Origin of the sequence: Kribbella sp. NBC_01505 (assembly GCF_045040285.1) — a bacterium.
GTDB lineage: Bacteria > Actinomycetota > Actinomycetes > Propionibacteriales > Kribbellaceae > Kribbella.
In genome coordinates this window covers 2057574-2074804 of sequence record NZ_CP109425.1, presented here as the reverse complement: position 1 = coordinate 2074804, position 17231 = coordinate 2057574, and the positions used below count along the sequence as shown (strand labels likewise).

Sequence of the window (17231 nt, the reverse complement as noted above, 5' to 3'; positions counted from 1 at the left end):
AGCCCAGGCGGGAACTGAGCTCCCGGGACCGCCGAAACCCGACCACTACATGTCCTTCCGGACGGCGACCCCGATTGCTCAGACTCGGAAGGCTGCGATCACTCGGCCGGCCTCGTCCAGGGTGTCCAGGTCAGGCAGAGTGAGCATGACCTCGGCGGCTCCGGCTTCGGCTAGTTCGCGGAAGCGGCCGATTTGGTCGTCGACTGTTCCTGCGTTGACGGAGGCGGCGTACTTGGCCGGGTTCTGGTTGCGCGGCCGCAACCGTTCGACCGCGGCGTCATCGCCGATCAACGTTGTCGACAGGTGGGTGATCTCCACCGGCCGATCCGTCAGTGAGCGCACGTACGCCGCCCGCTCGCGCACCGCCGCGACATCTCCGAACACGTTGACCGCGTCGGCGTACTTCGATGCCAACCGCAACGTTCTCCGACCGCTCCCGCCAACGAGCAAAGGCAGTCGCTCCTGCAGCGGCCGTGGATAGCAAGTCGTGTCCGGTACGTCGAGCACGCGACCCTGGAACGGTTTGTTGCCTGGCCCCCACAACACCGGCAGCAGCTGCAAGGCATCTTCCAGCAGCGCGTAGCGATCGCCCACCGACGGGAACGGCCATCCGTAGGCCTTGTGCTCGGCCTCGAACCAGGCGAGCCCAACCCCGCACACCGCACGTCCACCACTCAGTACGTCGAGGGTCGCGGCGATCTTCCCGAGATGCGCCACGTTGCGGTACGTGATCCCGGAGACCAGCGTCCCGAGCCGGACTCGCGTCGTACAGGCAGCCAGGTAGCCGAGGGTCGTCCAGCTCTCCAGGAAGTCGTCCCACGCCCGCCCGACCTGCGGGATCTGCCGAAAGTGATCCATGACATAGATCGCGTCGAACCCGACCGCCTCCGCCTTCGTCGCCACCTCCCGGACCCACGACGCCAACCCGGCCCGCCCACCCCGATAGCTGCTCAGCTGCAACCCGAACCGCAATCCCGTCGGTGCCGCAGCCTGCCGCTCCACCGCTGAGGACGCCTCGACAAACGCCTCCGGTACGACGCGCACGACGCCAGGCTGGAGCACGTCGTCGTACCCGTCATTGGGCAACTCACTACGTGCCGCACCCCAAGCGCGGATCTGCCCGGTGAGCACATCGGCCGGAATCCGCTTCGCTCGCAGGCGGTTCCGACGGCGACACTCGGCGGCCGGCGTATCGAAACCCACCGCCACACAAGGCATTCCAGCCGCGCGAGCCAACTGCAGCCACCGCAACCGCCGTGCACGATCCAGACCGAGTGTGTCGATCACCGTCGTCAGCCGTCGCCCGATCCGCTGCTCGACCACCGTCTCCAGCAGTGCGAACGCATCCGCACTCGCGGCCAGATCGTCCTCGCCGGCCCCCACCAACGCCCGCAGCCGATCACTCGACACCACCAGCTCAGCCGCGAACCGCTCCGCCGCCCACGTCGACTTCCCCGCGGCCCCGGCCCCGACCAGGATCACCACACACGGCGACGGCAGTCTGCGTTCGTCCATGCTCCAGTGTGATCCGGTCGCGCGGAATTCGGCGTACTGATCGACGACAACCTCGACGAAGGAGCACCCATGTCGTTGCGAACCCGCTCGATGATCGCGGCCCTGACCATGACCGGCGGACTGCTCGTCGCCGCTGCCCCCGCGTCGGCAGCGGCCGGGCCTTGTGAGCCGGCCGAGTACGGCTTCACGAAATCGGGCACAACTCTCCGGGCAACCGGCTCCCGCTTCTGCACCGGCAAGCCGACACAAGCCATGCCGGTGAAGATCGAGGAGTACTACTCGTACATTCTCGAACAGATCATCTATACCGGCTGGATGCAGCGGGCGAGCGGTGTCGGGTCCGTCTCCTGGACGTGCCGGCCCGGCAACAAGTACCGCGACGGACGCAGCGGGACCATCACCTGCTGACCTAAACTCCTCCAATGCGATTGTTCGTGGCCGTAGTGCCACCGGTAGACGTAGTGGAGGATCTGAACGAGTTCGTCGCACCGCGGCGGGAACATCCGGATGACGACATCCGATGGTCCGCGGGCGAACACTGGCACATCACCTTGGCGTTCCTGGGTGAGGTGCCGGACTGGAAGACCGATGAACTGGCGGAGCGGCTGGAAGCGGTCGCCAAGCGGCAGAAGCCGTTCCCGGTACGACTCGCCGGGGCCGGGGCGTTTCCCGGCGTACCGGATGCGCGGGTGCTGTACACCGGGGTCCGGGACGAGACCGAGGCGCTGCAGCATCTGTCGAAGACGACGCGGGCGGCGGCGAGCAAGGCCGGGATTGCCCCGGATGGGCGGAAGTTCGTGCCGCATGTGACGCTGGCGCGGTTCCGTCGGGAGATGGACGTGACACGCTGGGTGCGGGTGTTCGACACGTACAGTGGCGCCGAGTGGACAGCGGGCAGTTTGCGGCTGGTCGAGTCTCATCTTGGGACAGGTTCTGCGGCGTACGCCACAGTGGGCGAATGGGATTTCTTAGGTTAACCTCAGGAAGGTTAGCCACTCCTAAGGTTGGGAATCCTTTCCGCCATGCTCGCGAACTACTTGATCGGACTCCGTGAGGGTCTCGAGGCCTCCTTGGTCGTCAGTATCCTCGCCACCTTTCTGGTCAGGTCGAAGCGGAAGGACCAGCTGAAACTGGTCTGGATCGGAGTCGGCGCGGCACTGGCCGTGGCAGCCGCCGCCTGGGGGCTGCTGCAGTTCGTGACCGCGCTGACCGCCAAGTCCTTCACCACCCAGGAGACCGTCGGCGGGGTGATGTCGATCGTCGCGGTCGGCTTCGTCACCTGGATGATCTTCTGGATGCGCAAGGCCGCGCGCAGCATCGCCAAGGAGCTGCGCGACGGGATGGAGAAGGCGCTGGCGATCGGCCCGCAGGCCGTCGTGGCACTGGCCTTCCTCGCGGTCTTCCGGGAGAGCATCGAGACCGCCTTCATCGTGTACGCGTCGGCCGCCACCGCGACCACGGCGGCACCGTTCGCCGGCGTACTGCTCGGGCTCGCGACGGCCGTCGTACTGGGCGTACTGATCTACAAGGGCGCGGTGAAGATCAACCTGGCGGTCTTCTTCAAGTGGACGGGCGCGATCCTCATCCTGGTCGCGGCCGGCATCTTCGCCTACGGCTTCCACGACCTGCAGGAGGCCAACATCCTCCCGGGTCTGCAGCATCTGGCGTTCGACATCTCGCACGTCATCCCGCCGGACAGCTGGTACGGCGTACTCCTCAAGGGCATCTTCAACTTCAACCCGGCGCCGACCGTTGTCGAGTCGATCGCCTGGGTGCTCTACCTGGTGCCCGTGCTGGTGCTCTACTTCCGTCCGGTTTCCTCATCACCTGTTCAGGAGAAGCATGTTCCCGTCCAAGACTCGTAAGGCTGCGGTCGTCGTAGTGGGCCTCGCTGCCCTGACCGGTTGCGCCAAGGACGCCACTCCGGTGGCCGACGACGGCACCGGCCCGGTCACCGTCAAGGCGACCGACCAGGCGTGCGACCTGAGCCGCCGCGACGTGAAGTCGGGGACGAGCACGTTCTCGGTCTCCAACGGCGGGAGCAAGGTCACCGAGTTCTACGTGTACGCCGACGGCGACCGCGTGATGGGTGAGGTCGAGAACATCGGCCCGGGCCTGAAGCGCGACCTGATCGTCGAGCTGCCGACGGGGAAGTACAAGGCGGTCTGCAAGCCGGGCATGGTCGGCGACGGGATCCGCGGCGACCTGACCGTGGCCGGCGACGCGCCCGCGCAGGTGGACGAGGACACCCTGCTCAAGCAGGCCACCGAGAGCTACCAGCGCTACGTGAACTCGCAGGCGGTCGCGCTGGAGCAGAAGACCACCGAGTTCGTCGACGCGGTCAAGGCCGGTGACGTCGCGAAGGCGAAGACGCTGTTCCCGATCTCGCGCACGTACTGGGAGCGGATCGAGCCGGTCGCGGAGTCGTTCGGCGACCTGGACCCGAAGATCGATGCCCGGGTCAACGATGTCGAGCCGGGCACCGAGTGGACCGGGTACCACCGGATCGAGCAGGCGCTGTGGGAGAAGAACACCACGGCCGGTATGGAGAAGTACGCCGACCAGCTGCTCGTCGACGTGAAGACCGTTGTCTCCAAGGCGAAGACGGTCAAGCTGAACCCGCTGCAGCTCGCGAACGGCGCCAAGGAGCTGCTGGACGAGGTTGCCACCGGCAAGATCACCGGTGAGGAGGACCGCTACTCGCACACCGACCTGTGGGACTTCCAGGCCAACGTCGAGGGGTCGCAGGCCGCGATCCAGGCGCTCCGGCCGGCTCTGCAGGCCCGCGACGCGGCCCTGGTCACCTCGCTGGACACCAACTTCAAGGCCGTCTTCGCGGCGGTCGACAAGTACCGCGAGGGCGACGGTTTCAAGCCCTACAACGTGACCGAGGCGGAGAAGAAGGAGCTGGGCCGGGTCGTCGACGGTCTGGCCGAGCCGGTCTCCAAGGTCGCCGGCGTCATCGCCAAGAAATGACAGCAGAACAAAGCAAGGGCATCTCCCGCCGCGGCCTGTTCGGCGCGGCGGGTGCCGCCGTCGCGACCGGAGTCGCCGGGTACGCCGCTCATTCGGTGTTGTCCGGCGAGGAATCGCAGGCGGCCGACACCAACGGGCCGGTCGAGTTCCACGGACCGCATCAGGCGGGCATCACGACCGCCGTACAGGATCGGCTGCACTTCGCCGCGTTCGATGTGACCACGACCAAGCGCGAAGACCTGATTGCGCTGCTGAAGGAGTGGACGGCCGCGGCCGCGCTGCTCACAGCCGGGCGTGACATCGGCCAGTACGGCGCTGTGAACGGACCGGGCGAGGCTCCCCCGGAGGACACGGGTGAGGCGGTCGGTCTGCCGCCGGCCAGGCTCACATTGACGATCGGGTTCGGGGCTTCGCTGTTCGACAAGCGGTTCGGGCTGGCCGGCAAGCGGCCGGCGGCGCTGGTCGACCTTCCGCACTTCATCGGCGACGACATCGACCCGGCCCGCTCGGGCGGCGACATCGCCGTACAGGCTTGTTCGGACGATCCGCAGGTCGCGGTGCACGCGATCCGCAACCTGGCCCGGATCGGGTTCGGCCGGGTCGCGATTCGCTACTCGCAGCTGGGTTTCGGGCGGACGTCGTCGACGTCGCGCGCGCAGACCACCCCGCGGAACCTGTTCGGCTTCAAGGACGGCACGAACAACCTGAAGTCGGAGGATCCGGCCAAGCTCGAGCAGCACGTCTGGGTCCAGCCCGGTGACGGCGCGGAGTGGATGAGCGGCGGTTCGTACCTGGTGTCACGCCGGATCCGGATGAACATCGAGATCTGGGACCGGACGTCGCTCGGTGAGCAGGAGACGATCATCGGGCGCGGCAAGGGCACCGGAGCGCCGCTGGGCAAGGCCGAGGAGTTCGACGCGATCGACTTCGCTGCCAAGGGCTCCGACGGTGAGCCGAAGGTGCCGGCGGACTCGCATATCCGGCTCGCGCACCCGGACTTCAACAGCGGCGCGGAGCTGCTGCGGCGCGGCTACAACTTCGTCGACGGCTCCGACGGGCTGGGCCGGTTGGACGCCGGACTGTTCTTCCTTGCCTACCAGCGTGATCCGCGCAAGCAGTTCATCCCGATCCAGAAGCAGCTCGCCCGCTCGGACACGCTGAACGAGTACATCCACCACGTCGGGTCCGGCATCTTCGCATGTCCCGGTGGTGTCGCACCTGGCTCGTACTGGGGCGAGAAGCTCTTCGCCTAGGGCCGCGCCGGTTGGGCCCGGGCGCCGATCAGGTTGAGGACGACGCAGGAGAAGACCAGGGTGTTGTCCTGGTTGTAGAGCTCGGTGCGGGTCCGGACCAGGCCGCGATCCGGCTTGGAGCGGGAGCGGTCGGCCTCCTGTACTTCGGTGGTCAGGCGCAGGATGTCACCCGGGCGGACCGGCAGGTGCCAGCGCAGTTCGTCGACACCCGGGCTGCCGAGGCTCGCCACCTTGGACAGGTACTGGTCGGCGTACAGGCGCATCATCAGCCCGGCCGTGTGCCAGCCGCTGGCGATCAGGCCGTGGTAGGGCCCGTCGGTGGCCGCGACGGGGTCCACGTGGAAGGACTGGGGGTCGAATCGCCGAGCGAACTCGACGATCTCCCCCTGGCCGACCACGACCCGGCCCGGGTGTTCGGTCCGGGTCCCCACCACGTAGTCCTCGAAGTACATAGGTTCAAGATACTGATCAAACAACTATTTGCCGCGCCGAAGGCGATCTATTTCACTGCTCCGGCGGTCACACCGGCGACAAAGTGGCGTTGGGCAAGCAAAAAGCCGATCACGACCGGGATGCTGACCACGAGGGCCGCGGCCATGATCTGGTTCCAGTAGATATTGGTCTGCGTCGAGTACTGACGGAGACCGACCGACAACGTTCTGTTGGCCTCGGTCGTCATCACCGAAGCGAACAGGACCTCACCCCACGCGGTCATGAACGAGTAGATCGCGACCGCGATCACGCCGGGGCGTGCCGCCGGCAGGACGACCCGCCACAGCGCGCCCATCGGGCCGCAGCCGTCCACGAGCGCCGCCTCGTCCAGTTCGCGCGGGATGCTGTCGAAGTACCCGGCCAGCATCCAGATCGAGAACGGCAGGCTGAACGTCAGGTACGTGATGATCAGCCCGAGTCGCGTCCCGACCAGCTGCAGCCCGAACTGGTTGTTGATGTTCACGAAGATCAGGAACAACGGCAGCAGGAACAGCACACCGGGGAACATCTGCGTGGACAGCACCGTGGTGGTGAAGACCGTCCGCCCGCGGAACTTGAACCGCGAGACCGCGAACGCCGCCAGGATTGCCAGCGCCACCGAGAGCACGGTCGCGACGACGGAGACGATCGTGGAGTTCACGAAGTACCTTGCCAACGGCACCGTTTTCCACATGTCGATGAACGGTGTGATGGTCAGGTTCGACGGCCACCAGGTGAACGCGCCCTGCACGTCCCTCAACGGCTTCAGCGATGAGGTGACCATCACGTAGAGCGGGATCGTCACGAACAGCCCGAGGACGATCAGCACGACGGCCCGGTAGGCCTTGAATCCTCTGGTCTCAACCACGGCGAGTCTTCCTTCCCGTGACGACGAGATAGATGCCGGTGACAATCATCAGGAAGATCAGCAGCAGCACGGACATCGCGGCGCCGGAGCCGAAGTTCCAGGTCAGGAACGACGCGTTGTAGATGTGGAAGGTGATCAGGTCACCGGCCGGCGGCTGCGCCGTACCGAAGAGCACGTACGGTGTGTTGAAGTCGCTGAACGTCCACAGGAACAGCACGAGCACCAGCACCAGGTTGACCGGGCGCAGCGACGGCAGTGTGATGTTGCGCCACTGCCGCAGGTTGCCGGCGCCGTCCACGGACGCGGCCTCGTAGAGATCGCGGGGGATGCTCGTCAGGCCGGCCATCAAGGTCAGGAAGGCGAACGTCCAGAGCTTCCAGGTGGCGACCGTGATCAGTGAGATCAGGGCGTTGCTGCCGATCAGCCAGAACGGCTTGCCGTCGCCCAGGTGTAGTTGGGTGAGGACGTGGTTCACGGCGCCGGTGTCACGCTGGAGCATGAAGTTCCAGGTGAGGATCCCGGCGTACGCCGGAAGCGCGTAGGGGACCAGGAACAGCGTGCGGATGATGGCCCGACCCTTGAAGGCCGGCTGCAGCGCGACCGCGGCCGCCATCCCGAGCACCCAGGACAGCGCGACCGTGACGAGCGAGAAGACGAGCGTGACGCCGAAGGACTTCAGCAGGCCTTCGCCGACCGCGTTGTCGAAGTCGAGCGCGACCTTGTAGTTGTTGAGCCCGGCGCTCGGGGCGGCCGACCAGTTCGCGATGAAGAACTTGGTCAGCTTGACGAAGCTCATCCAGATCCCGACGAGCATCGGGAGGATGTGGATGACGAGCTCCATCAGCACCGCCGGGGCGACCAGTGCGTAGGGCAACCAACGGCGCAGACCGGGGCGATGTTCGATGCCGGGCTTGGACCTGCGAGCCGGCGGCGTGACCGCCGCCGGCTTCGCTTCGTGGGTGGCGACCGACATCAGTTGCCTGCGGCCACTTGGTCCTCGGCGGTCTTGAGCGCGGCCTTCACGTCGTCGGCGCTGACCGTTCCACCGGTGGCGATCTTGGCGAACAGGCCGTTCATCGCCTTACCGACCGTGCTCTCGAACTGGTCCTCGGCCGGCACCAGCGGCAGCGGCTTGGACTTGGTGTTGTAGATGTCCTGGAACGTCGCGGCCTCGGTCGCGTCGGTGGTGAAGACCGGCTTGGCGTCCTTCAGGACCGGCAGCGACGAGAACGGCTTGCCCAGCGTGGTCTGGGTGGTCGCGTCCGTCATGTACTTGACGAACTTCAGCGCCGCGTCCTTGTGCTTGGTGTTCTTGAACACCGACAGGTTGATCCCGGCCACGTGGCTGGCCACCTGCTCGCCCCCGGCGGGCGACGGGAACGGCACGACGCCGTACTCGCCGGCCTTCATGCCGTTGGCAACGATCGAGGAGTCGGCGTTGTTCTGGTTGATGACCATCGCGACCTTCTTGGTCGCGAAGTCGTTGACCGACTTGGTGCCGTTGTCGTACTGCGCGTTGGACGGGTTCGCGACCTTGTCCTTCTGCATCAGGTCGAGGTACCGCAGGACGCCCTGGACGTTGCCGTCACCGGTGAAGGTGGGCTTGCCGTCGGCATCGAACCAGTCGGCCTTGTTCTGCGCGGCGTTGATGAACGCGAAGTGCACGTTCTCGGTGTAGCTGCCGGCCGCGAGCGCCATCCCCCACTGGTTCTTGGCGGGGTTGGTCAGCTTCTGGGCCGCGGCGACCATCTCTTCCCAGGTCTTCGGCGGCTCGACCTTGGCCGCCGCGAACATCGCCTTGTTGTAGTACAGGCCGTAGGCCAGACCGTAGAGCGGGACCGACGTGACGTCCTCGCCCGCCTTGCCGCCGGTCGCCAGAGCCGTCGGCACGAACTTGTCCTTGCCCCCGATCGCGGTCATCGCGTCACCGTCGAACGGCAGGAACGCCTTGGTGGCCTGCAGTGAGGCCGCCCAGGTGTTGCCGATGTTGACGACGTCCGGCGCCTGGCCGGAGGTGATCGCGGTCTGGATCCGCGTCTGCAGGTCGTTCCAGCCGATCACCTCGAGGTTGACCTTGATCCCGGTGTCCTTGGTGAACTGCTCCAGGACAGGGGTCAGGACCTGCTTGTCGTTGTCCAGGCTGGTGCCCTGGTTGCTGGCCCAGTAGGTCAGCGTCTGGTCCCCGCCGGACCCGCTGCTGCCGGAGCCGGAGTCGCCGCCTCCGCAGGCGGCCAGGCCGACTCCCAGGGCGGTCGCCGCTACCGCGGCTACAAGCGAACGCAGTCTCACGTCGGACTCCTCGTCCTCGTGCGGTCATGATGTGGGCCCATAGTGGCCTAACCGGTTAAGTTCCGGAACCCTAACCGGTTCAGTTGCGTGATGTTTGTTACTCCCTCGTGACGTGCTCGCCACTGGTCGTCATCGCGCACTTGCCCAGAGTAGTCAGACAGGCGCGGGACCCGAAGAAGTGCGTACCCGCAGGAGCCCCGGCGGAGCCTCGAGGTGCAGCTCCTGCCGGCCGCCGGCGAGCCGGAGCAGCAGGTCGGCGGCGGCGCGGCCGCGCTCCATCGTCTGCTGGTCGACGGCGGTGATGCCGGGGCCGGCCAGCTCGCACAGCGGCGAGTCGTCCCAGGCCAGGATCGAGACCTCACCCGGTACGTCGATGCCCAGCTCCGTCGTGACCCGCAGCGCGGCGACCGCCATCAGGTCGTTGCCGAGGATGACCGCGGTCGGGCGGTCCGGCCCGGTCAAGAGCCGTCGGGTGTGGTCGGCGCCGTCCTCGTAGCGGTAGTTGCCCTCGACGTGGCGGACCGTGATGCCACGCCGCTCGGCGGACTCGCGCAGGAGCTGGACGCGGAGCTGTTCGTGGATGAAGTGGAACGGGCCGCTGACGTGGGCGATCTCGCGGTGACCGAGCTCGGCGAGGTGATCGAGCAGCAGCGTGACGGTCTCGTCCGGGCTGCTGATCAGGCGGCCGACGCCGTCGTCCGGCGCGTTGGAGCTGACCACGACGCACGGTACGCCGAGCTCCCGCAGCAACGGGATGCGCGGATCGTTCTGGTGTTCGTCGAACAGCACGAACCCGTCGACCCGCCCTTGCCGCGACCAGCGCCGCAGTACGTCGAGGTCTTCGCCGTTCTCGCCGGTGAGGCGCAGCAGGAGCGACGAGTCGACCTCGTTCAGGTACTGCTCGATGCCGACCAGGGTGCGCATGTAGAACGCCTCGGTCGAGATCAGCGTGGGGTCGCGGGCGATCACGATCCCGATCGTCCGGGTCCGGCTCGCCGACAGGGCGACCGCGGCCGAGTTCGGATGGAAGCCGAGCTGCTCGGCCAGGTCGAGCACCCGCTGCCGGGTCTCCTCGCTGACCCCGGCGCGGCCGTTCAGCGCGTACGAGACCGAGGCCTTGGAGATCTGCAGTTGCCGCGCCAGATCGCTGATCGTGACGCGATGACCACGGCGCCCAGCATCGGCCGGACCGTCGGCGTCGCCGTCAGCCAATGATCCCGATGTCATGCACTCCCACCCCGCATGGACGGGAGAGTAGCAGCGCCGAAACCGGCCAAGCGCGATTCCTGAGTGTTGGATAGCGTTATCCCATGACCTCCGCTGAGCCGTTGCGACTGGATTTCCTGCCGTGGGAGTACGCCCGGACCGCCTCGCCGGCCGAGCGTTCCCGCCAGACCGAGCGCCAGGCGCGGCTCACCGGCGAGGTGGTGCTGGCCGCGGACGTGTACGTCGCGGAGTCGGCCGCCGTCTACTGCGACGAACTACGGATGGGGGAGCGCGCCTACATCGCCGCCCACGCCTATGTCACCGGCCGCATCACTCTCGGTGCCGACACCACCATCAACCCGTTCACGGCCGTCCGCGGCGAGGTCACCATCGGCGACGGCGTCCGGATCGGCGCCCACACCTCGATCCTCGCCTTCAACCACGGCACCGCCCCCGGCGAGCCGATCTTCCGCCAGCCCCACACCAGCCGCGGCATCACCATCGCCGACGACGTCTGGATCGGCTCCGGCGTCACCATCCTCGACGGCGTCACCATCGGCCCCCACACCATCATCGGCGCCGGCGCCATAGTCACCAAAGACATCCCCGCCAACACCATCGCCGCCGGCAACCCCGCCCGCCCCCTCCGCTCCCGGGTGAGTTCCGCCAAGCCGGTCGCGAACCTGCCTGCTCGGCTCACCGCCTTTGCAGTGCGGGCTCGGGATCAGGTGGACGACGTACTGGCTCGGTCGTGGGACGGGGAGCGGTTCGTCGACCGGCCTGGGCTCGACCATGCACCGGCTGTCCGCCCATGGTGCGACGCGATCGAGATCGCCGACCTGCTGGTACGGCGTACCCCGGCCGGCCATACCCGCGACGACCTCGTCCGCCGCCTCCGTGCCCGCCAGGATCCGCAGACCGGACTGGTCGCACCAGGAGACCTCTCCGACGCCGGCCTGCACCTCCCCTCCGACGTCAAACTCACAGTCCTGCAAGGCGAAGCGCCGTACCACATCCTCTGCGTCGGCTACGCCCTCCAGGTCCTCGGCAGCAGCTTCGAGCACCCCATCGACACCACCTTCGACACCACCGAACTCGACAACTTGCCCTGGGCAAGAAACTCCTGGTCGGCCGGCGCCGCGATCGATGCCCTCGGCACCGCTCTCGCCCGAAACCTCCATGACCACAACGAAACCGGACCACTCGACAAGCTCATCGGCTGGCTCACCATCAACGCCGACCCGGCCAGCGGCACCTGGGGAAGTCCGCACCCCGACGACGGCTGGCTCCAAGTGGTCAACGGTTTCTACCGCCTGACCCGCGGCACTTACGCCCAGTTCGGCCTACCCCTCCCGTACCCCGAGCAAGCCATCGCCACAGTTCTTGCCCACAGCAACGACCGCCGGATGTTCACCGGCGACAACGACAACGCCTGCAACGTCCTCGACGTGATCCACCCACTCTGGCTGGCGCGCAAGCAGACGTCGTACGGCGAAGCGGATGCCCGCGCCTGGGCCGAGGAGCAGCTGAACCGAGTCCTCGACCGTTGGGTCGACGGTCAGGGTTTCGCCTTCGCCCCGAACGGCGCCGACGACCGCTCGATCCCAGGCCTGCAAGGCACCGAGATGTGGCTCTCGGTCGTCTGGCTCCTCGCCGACTACCTCGGCCACTCCGACGCCCTCGGCTACCGCCCCCGCGGCGTACACCGTCCCGAGCCGCTCATCCCTCCGCGAACCAGCCCGTGGCAGTAGGGCTCTGGCCAAGCCGCCCGACGTAGTGGTCGAAGAAGACCCGCGACGTCAGCTCCCGGCGGCTCGACACCCCCACCTTCTCGAACACCACCTTGAGATGGTCCTGCACCGTGTACGGCGACAGGTGCAGCCGCTGGGCGATCTCCTGGGTACTGGCCCCGCTGAGGACCTGCTGTACGACGCCCTGCTCCCGACCGGTCAATCCGTACGCCGCGATCACCAGGGGAACGATCTCGGCCGGTCCAGCCGGTGAAATCGTCACTGCGATGTCCGTGGTCACCCCCTCTGGCCCACGCACCCGCGCAGCATGCAGAGTCAGCCACTCACCAGCCATGGTGCGGATCTGCAGCTCCGGCACGAACGAGCCGCCCACTCCGCGCGCAGCCGCCAGCACACTCACCACAGGGACCGGTAGCTGCGACCACAGGTCACCCCCGAGGTCCTGGAACCGCTGCTCGGCCGCATCCGTCGCCGAAACGACCTGGTCCGCCGCGTTCAGAATCACCACCGCAGCAGCCGATGACCGCTGCGCACGCTGGAGGTCCCCGACGATCAGACCACGTCGCAACCCCCGCGCCAGTACCGGCTCGATCCGCCGCAGGAAGTCCGCCTCGCCCGGGGAGAACCCACTCCGCCCACTGCTGCGGTACAGCGTGAGCACACCCCACATCCGCCCACCGGACCGCAACGCACTGCGCATCTCGTGCGGGATGTCCCCTCTGGTCAGGAACTCCCGGTACCGCCGGCTCAGCTGCGGGTTGCCCTCAGTCTCCTCGGCCAGAATGCTCACCCCGACCGGCCGCTGCGCCAGATCGACGAAGTGGTTGTAGTCCGGATCGCCGTACTCGGCCGCCACGAACTCGTCCGTCGTCAACTGGTCGAGATCGTGCATCACCGCACCACACAACAGATTGGTCGCCGGATCCGCCGTACCCATGCACAACGAGTCGAACGGAATCGCCCGCCCCAGCAACTCCGTCGCCGCCACGCAGAAGTCGTCCCACCGAAGCCCCGCATCCGCCACCGCCTCAAGCCCAGCAGACGCACCCTCAGCGCGGTAGGTCTTCATCCGGCCAGCCAGCTGTTGGCATCGAGCTCGTTGCCGTCCCGGGTGAGGTAGTGCTCGAAGAAGATCCGGGACTGCAGCTCGCGACGGCTGGAGACGCCGGACTTGCTGAAGACCGCCTTGAGGTGGTCCTGCACCGTGTACGGCGACATGTGCAGCTGCTGGGCGATCTCGGCGGTACTGGCACCGGCCAGCACCTGCTGTACGACGGCTCGTTCGCGCTCGGTCAGTCCGTACGCGGCCACGATCAGCGGAATGATCGCTGCCGGACCGGCTGCCTCGATGGTGACGGCGATGTCGGAGGTGACTCCGCTTGGGCCGCGGACCGGTGCGGCGTGCACTGTGACCCACTGGCCGGACAGCGTGCGCAGCCGCATCCGTGGCAGCTGTGGTGGCCGACCGGGAATCCCGCGCGCGGCGGAGACGACGATGGTGACCGGGTGCGGGACCCGTGACCACATCTGACCGCCCAGATCGGCGATCCGTTCCTCGGCGGACTCGGTGGCCGAGATGATCTGGTCGGCGGCGTTGACGATCACCACCGCTGTGTCCGGCCTGCGCTGCCGGCGCCCCACGTCCGTGGCGATCAGTCCGCGCCTCAGACCGGCAGTCAGGATCGGTTCGAGCCGGTGCATGAACTGCGCCTCGCCCGGCGAGAAGCCGGTCCGGCCCACGTTCCGGTAGATCCCGTAGTAGCCCCACATCCCGGCCTTGGACCGCAGTGTGCCGCGCATCTCGTGACCCATCCCGCAGTCCGACCGCATCGACCGGTACCGGGCGCTGAGCTCCGGGCGTCCGCCGGTCGCCTCGGCCAGGATGCTCACTCCGACCTCGCGCTGGGCCAGGTCCGAGTAGCGGTTGAAGTCCTCGGCGCTGTACTCGTGCTGGAGGACCGAGACCTCGTGGTCACCCCCGCTCGACAGTCCGCCGACGGGGGCGCCGGACAGCAGGCTGGTGGCCGGATCCGCCGGTCCCATCCCGATACCGTCGTACGGGATCGCCTTCCCGAGCAGCTCGACCGCTACCTCGCAGAAGTCCACCCAGCTCAGTCCCGCCTCCGCGGCCGACTGTAGCCCGGCTCTGGCCGACTCCGCGTGATACGTCTTCATTCCTCGAACCAGCCGGTCGGAGTGAGCTCTTGGTCGAGCCGGCCGGCGTACTGGGTGAAGAAGATGCGGGAGGCAAGCTCCCGGCGGCTGGAGACGCCGACCTTCTCGAAGATTGCCTTCAGATGGTCCTGCACCGTGTACGGCGACAGGTGCAGCTCAGCCGCGATCTCCCGCGTACTGGAGCCTTCCAGTACCTGTCGGACCACGTCCCGCTCGCGGTCGGTCAGACCGTAGGCGGCGACGACCAGCGGGATGACTCCGGCTGCTCCGGCAGTCTCGATGCTGACTGCGATGTCGCCGGTGAGCCCGTCGCGGTTGCGCACTGGGCCAGCGTGCAGGGACAACCATTCACCGGTTCGGCTGCGGACCTTGGCCTCTGGGACGAAGCTGCCCGTTCCGCTCACCGTGGCCCGGGCCGCCAGCACCAGACCAGTCACTACCAGCGGCAGCTGCGACCACAGCTCACCGCCGAGCTCAAGGATCCGCTGTTCGGCAGCAGGCGTCGCTGACGCCACCTCGTCGTTGCGGTCGAACACCAGCACCGCTGCACCGGTGGACTCGCGTTGCCGACGATTCCGATCGAGACCTTCCGCGATCAGCCCTCTGCGTAACCCCAGGCTGAGCGTGCTCTCCACTCGATGCATGAACGCGGCCTCGGCCGGTGAGAAGCCGGTCCGGCCGCTCACGCGGTACAGCGCGTAGCCACCCCACATCCGCCCCGAACTGCGGACCACTCCACGCAGTTCGTGCCGGAGCCCCTGACCGTCCAGCCACCCGTGTTGCCGAGGACTGCGGCCGGGATCCCCACCGGTCGCGTCGTCCAGGATCCCTACTGCCATCGGTCGCTTGGCCAGGTCCGCGAACCGGTTGAAGTCCGGTACGCCGTACTCCAGCGCGAGGAACTCGGACTGGTCGGCGGGCTGCCGGGCCAGACCGGCCGATCCGGTCATCATCCCGGTGGTCGGATCGGCGATACCGACGCACAACGCGTCGTACGGGATAGCGCGCTCCAGCAGCTCGACGGCGGCCAGGGCGAACTCCCGCCAGGGCAGACCGGCACCCGCCGCGGCCTGGATGCCCGCGCGCGCGGACTCGGCGTGGTAGGTCTGCACAAATTGAGTGTGAACCCAGCGGGCCGAACTTCGCATCCCAGAAAGCTGGGAGTGGAATCCCCCAGACTGCTGGGATACCGGAGTGTGCCCGATCGGGCCACCGTTGGACCATGACGATTCCGAGCTGCCCGGCCGCCGTGACCGCCGGCGCGTACCGAACGCTGTGAAGCACCCAGAAAGTTGGGATACCGCCCGGGGCGCGGCTGGCCGAGGGTTTTGAACATGATCGAGGAACTCCGAGAAGTAGTGTCCGGGCGGCTGGTGACTCCGGCCGACCCGGCCTGGGCACTGGTCCGGCCGGCCTGGAACCTGACCGTCGATCAGCAACCGCTGGCCGTGGTGGAGGCCGCCGGGCCGAGTGATGTCGAGCACGCCGTGGCATTCGCTGCGGCGCACGGCCTGAAGGTCGCCGCGCAGGCAGGGGGACACGGCGCCACCCGGGCGCTCGACAACACGATCGTCGTCCGCACCAATGCGTTGGACGACGTCTGGGTGGATTCGCATGCCCGGATCGCCCGCGTGGGGGCCGGAGTCCGGTGGGGGACGTTGCAGACCGCTCTGGACGGGACAGGGCTGACCGGTCTGCCGGGGTCGAACGGGGACATCTCCGTCGTCGGGTACTGCACCGGCGGCGGGTTGTCCTGGTTCGCACGGCCCTACGGCTCCGGAGCCGGCAGCCTGCGGGCTGCCGAGATCGTCGACGGGGCTGGGGCCCGCCGATGGATCGACGACTCCACCGACCCCGAGCTGATGTGGGCACTGCGAGGTGGCGGAGGGAACTTCGCAGTGGTCACTTCGGTCGAGGTGGAGCTGCATCCGGCCCCCGCGATCGTGGGTGGGCGGCTGATGTTCCCGATCGACCAGGCACCGGACGTGCTGGCGGCGTACGGGAAGGCCACGCTGGAGGCGCCGGAGCACGTGACGCTGTGGGCCTATCTGACGCACTATCCGCCGGCCATGCATCTGCCGGACACGATCCGCGGCAAGTCGTTCTGCATGGTCGACGCAGCGGCGCCGTACGACCCGGAGGCGCTCGAGACGGCGCTGGAGCCGATCCGGGCCGCCGGCACGGTGCTGGTCGACACCATCGGTCCGCGGGAGGCCAGCGGAGTCGTCCACATCACGCAGGAGCCGCTCGCTCCGGCCGCGATCACGCTGGCCACCAGCACATTCGACGAGGTCACACCGGAGCTGATCGACACCCTGCTGGAGTACGCCGGTCAGCCGTCGCTGATCTCCCAGGTGCAACTGCGACATCTCCGGGCCAGCGACGAGGTGATCCACCCGGGCATCGCGTCGGCCGATCCAGCGGCGCAGTACATGTTGCTGGCCGCGTCGATCCTGCCCGTGCCCGAGCTGGTGAGCTCCGCCGAGCAGGCCCTGGCCGCACTGATGTCCGCGGTGTCTCCGTGGCGTGCGGGCAACCTGCCGCCGACCGGCCTGTCCACGAAGGGATCACTCCTGGAGTGCTTCACCGAACCGGACCTCGCGCGTCTCCGGGAGATCAAGCAGCGGGTCGACCCGGCAGGCACTCTGACCGGTAACTACCCCCTGCCCTACTAGGTGCCGGGCGGGGGTCCACTAACCTGAGCCGGTGGATCCCCGCACACGCCGC

16 protein-coding genes are annotated in these 17231 nt (G+C 67.6%); 7 read left to right on the top strand and 9 right to left on the bottom strand.

Going from position 1 to position 17231, the window contains the following annotated elements:
* Window positions 1-78: 78 nt before the first annotated feature.
* On the bottom strand, window positions 79-1515 hold the full coding sequence (locus OG474_RS09460; protein WP_405061859.1) for an LLM class flavin-dependent oxidoreductase: 1437 nt from the start codon (window positions 1513-1515) through the stop codon (window positions 79-81).
* A 69-nt stretch (window positions 1516-1584) separates the two neighbouring features.
* Here OG474_RS09460 and OG474_RS09455 point away from each other — a divergent pair, with 69 nt between their 5' ends.
* The 5 genes from OG474_RS09455 to efeB are packed head-to-tail and all read left to right on the top strand — an operon-like array spanning window position 1585 to window position 5744.
* A complete protein-coding gene (locus OG474_RS09455; RefSeq protein WP_405061858.1) occupies window positions 1585-1923 on the top strand; it encodes a hypothetical protein in 339 nt (112 codons plus the stop codon).
* Window positions 1924-1937: 14 nt separating this feature from the next.
* Entirely contained in the window at window positions 1938-2492 is a 555-nt protein-coding gene (gene thpR / locus OG474_RS09450; protein ID WP_405061857.1) for an RNA 2',3'-cyclic phosphodiesterase, read from the top strand.
* A gap of 45 nt (window positions 2493-2537) precedes the next feature.
* Window positions 2538-3380 (top strand): iron uptake transporter permease EfeU, encoded by an 843-nt coding sequence (gene efeU / locus OG474_RS09445; protein WP_405061856.1) that lies wholly within the window; start codon window positions 2538-2540, stop codon window positions 3378-3380.
* Window positions 3358-4491, top strand: a complete 1134-nt coding sequence (gene efeO / locus OG474_RS09440; protein WP_405061855.1) for an iron uptake system protein EfeO — start codon at window positions 3358-3360, stop codon at window positions 4489-4491. The genes efeU and efeO overlap by 23 nt, the downstream gene beginning before the upstream one ends.
* Window positions 4488-5744, top strand: a complete 1257-nt coding sequence (gene efeB / locus OG474_RS09435; RefSeq protein ID WP_405061854.1) for an iron uptake transporter deferrochelatase/peroxidase subunit — start codon at window positions 4488-4490, stop codon at window positions 5742-5744. The genes efeO and efeB overlap by 4 nt, the downstream gene beginning before the upstream one ends.
* Here the strand turns inward: efeB and OG474_RS09430 are convergent.
* The 5 genes from OG474_RS09430 to OG474_RS09410 all read right to left on the bottom strand — a co-directional run bounded on the left by OG474_RS09430 (window position 5741) and on the right by OG474_RS09410 (window position 10599).
* On the bottom strand, window positions 5741-6196 hold the full coding sequence (locus OG474_RS09430; RefSeq protein WP_405061853.1) for a MaoC family dehydratase: 456 nt from the start codon (window positions 6194-6196) through the stop codon (window positions 5741-5743). The two genes, efeB and OG474_RS09430, sit on opposite strands and share 4 nt — an antisense overlap.
* A 47-nt stretch (window positions 6197-6243) precedes the next feature.
* Complete coding sequence (locus OG474_RS09425) at window positions 6244-7083, bottom strand: carbohydrate ABC transporter permease (RefSeq protein ID WP_405061852.1); 840 nt, start codon at window positions 7081-7083, stop codon at window positions 6244-6246.
* The gene (locus tag OG474_RS09420; protein WP_405061851.1) at window positions 7076-8056 is read right to left on the bottom strand and encodes a carbohydrate ABC transporter permease; all 981 of its coding nucleotides are present in this window, start codon (window positions 8054-8056) and stop codon (window positions 7076-7078) included. The genes OG474_RS09425 and OG474_RS09420 overlap by 8 nt, the downstream gene beginning before the upstream one ends.
* Window positions 8056-9372 carry an ABC transporter substrate-binding protein gene (locus tag OG474_RS09415; protein ID WP_405061850.1) on the bottom strand — a complete coding sequence of 439 codons (1317 nt, stop codon included), beginning with the start codon at window positions 9370-9372 and terminating at the stop codon, window positions 8056-8058. Before OG474_RS09415 ends, OG474_RS09420 begins: the two co-directional genes overlap by 1 nt.
* Window positions 9373-9525: 153 nt before the next feature.
* Entirely contained in the window at window positions 9526-10599 is a 1074-nt protein-coding gene (locus OG474_RS09410; RefSeq protein WP_405061849.1) for a LacI family DNA-binding transcriptional regulator, read from the bottom strand.
* A gap of 83 nt (window positions 10600-10682) precedes the next feature.
* On the opposite strand from OG474_RS09410, the gene OG474_RS09405 reads away from it, so the two are divergent.
* On the top strand, window positions 10683-12329 hold the full coding sequence (locus OG474_RS09405; RefSeq protein WP_405061848.1) for an acyltransferase: 1647 nt from the start codon (window positions 10683-10685) through the stop codon (window positions 12327-12329).
* Here OG474_RS09405 and OG474_RS09400 read toward each other — a convergent pair.
* The 3 genes from OG474_RS09400 to OG474_RS09390 are packed head-to-tail and all read right to left on the bottom strand — an operon-like array spanning window position 12298 to window position 15616.
* Window positions 12298-13398, bottom strand: coding sequence for a LuxR C-terminal-related transcriptional regulator (locus OG474_RS09400; protein WP_405061847.1), 1101 nt, complete (start codon window positions 13396-13398; stop codon window positions 12298-12300). The two genes, OG474_RS09405 and OG474_RS09400, sit on opposite strands and share 32 nt — an antisense overlap.
* Complete coding sequence (locus OG474_RS09395) at window positions 13395-14504, bottom strand: helix-turn-helix transcriptional regulator (protein ID WP_405061846.1); 1110 nt, start codon at window positions 14502-14504, stop codon at window positions 13395-13397. The genes OG474_RS09400 and OG474_RS09395 overlap by 4 nt, the downstream gene beginning before the upstream one ends.
* The gene (locus OG474_RS09390) at window positions 14501-15616 is read right to left on the bottom strand and encodes a response regulator transcription factor (protein WP_405061845.1); all 1116 of its coding nucleotides are present in this window, start codon (window positions 15614-15616) and stop codon (window positions 14501-14503) included. The genes OG474_RS09395 and OG474_RS09390 overlap by 4 nt, the downstream gene beginning before the upstream one ends.
* A gap of 222 nt (window positions 15617-15838) precedes the next feature.
* Here OG474_RS09390 and OG474_RS09385 point away from each other — a divergent pair, with 222 nt between their 5' ends.
* On the top strand, window positions 15839-17179 hold the full coding sequence (locus OG474_RS09385; protein ID WP_405061844.1) for an FAD-binding oxidoreductase: 1341 nt from the start codon (window positions 15839-15841) through the stop codon (window positions 17177-17179).
* The last annotated feature ends 52 nt before the right edge of the window (window positions 17180-17231 follow it).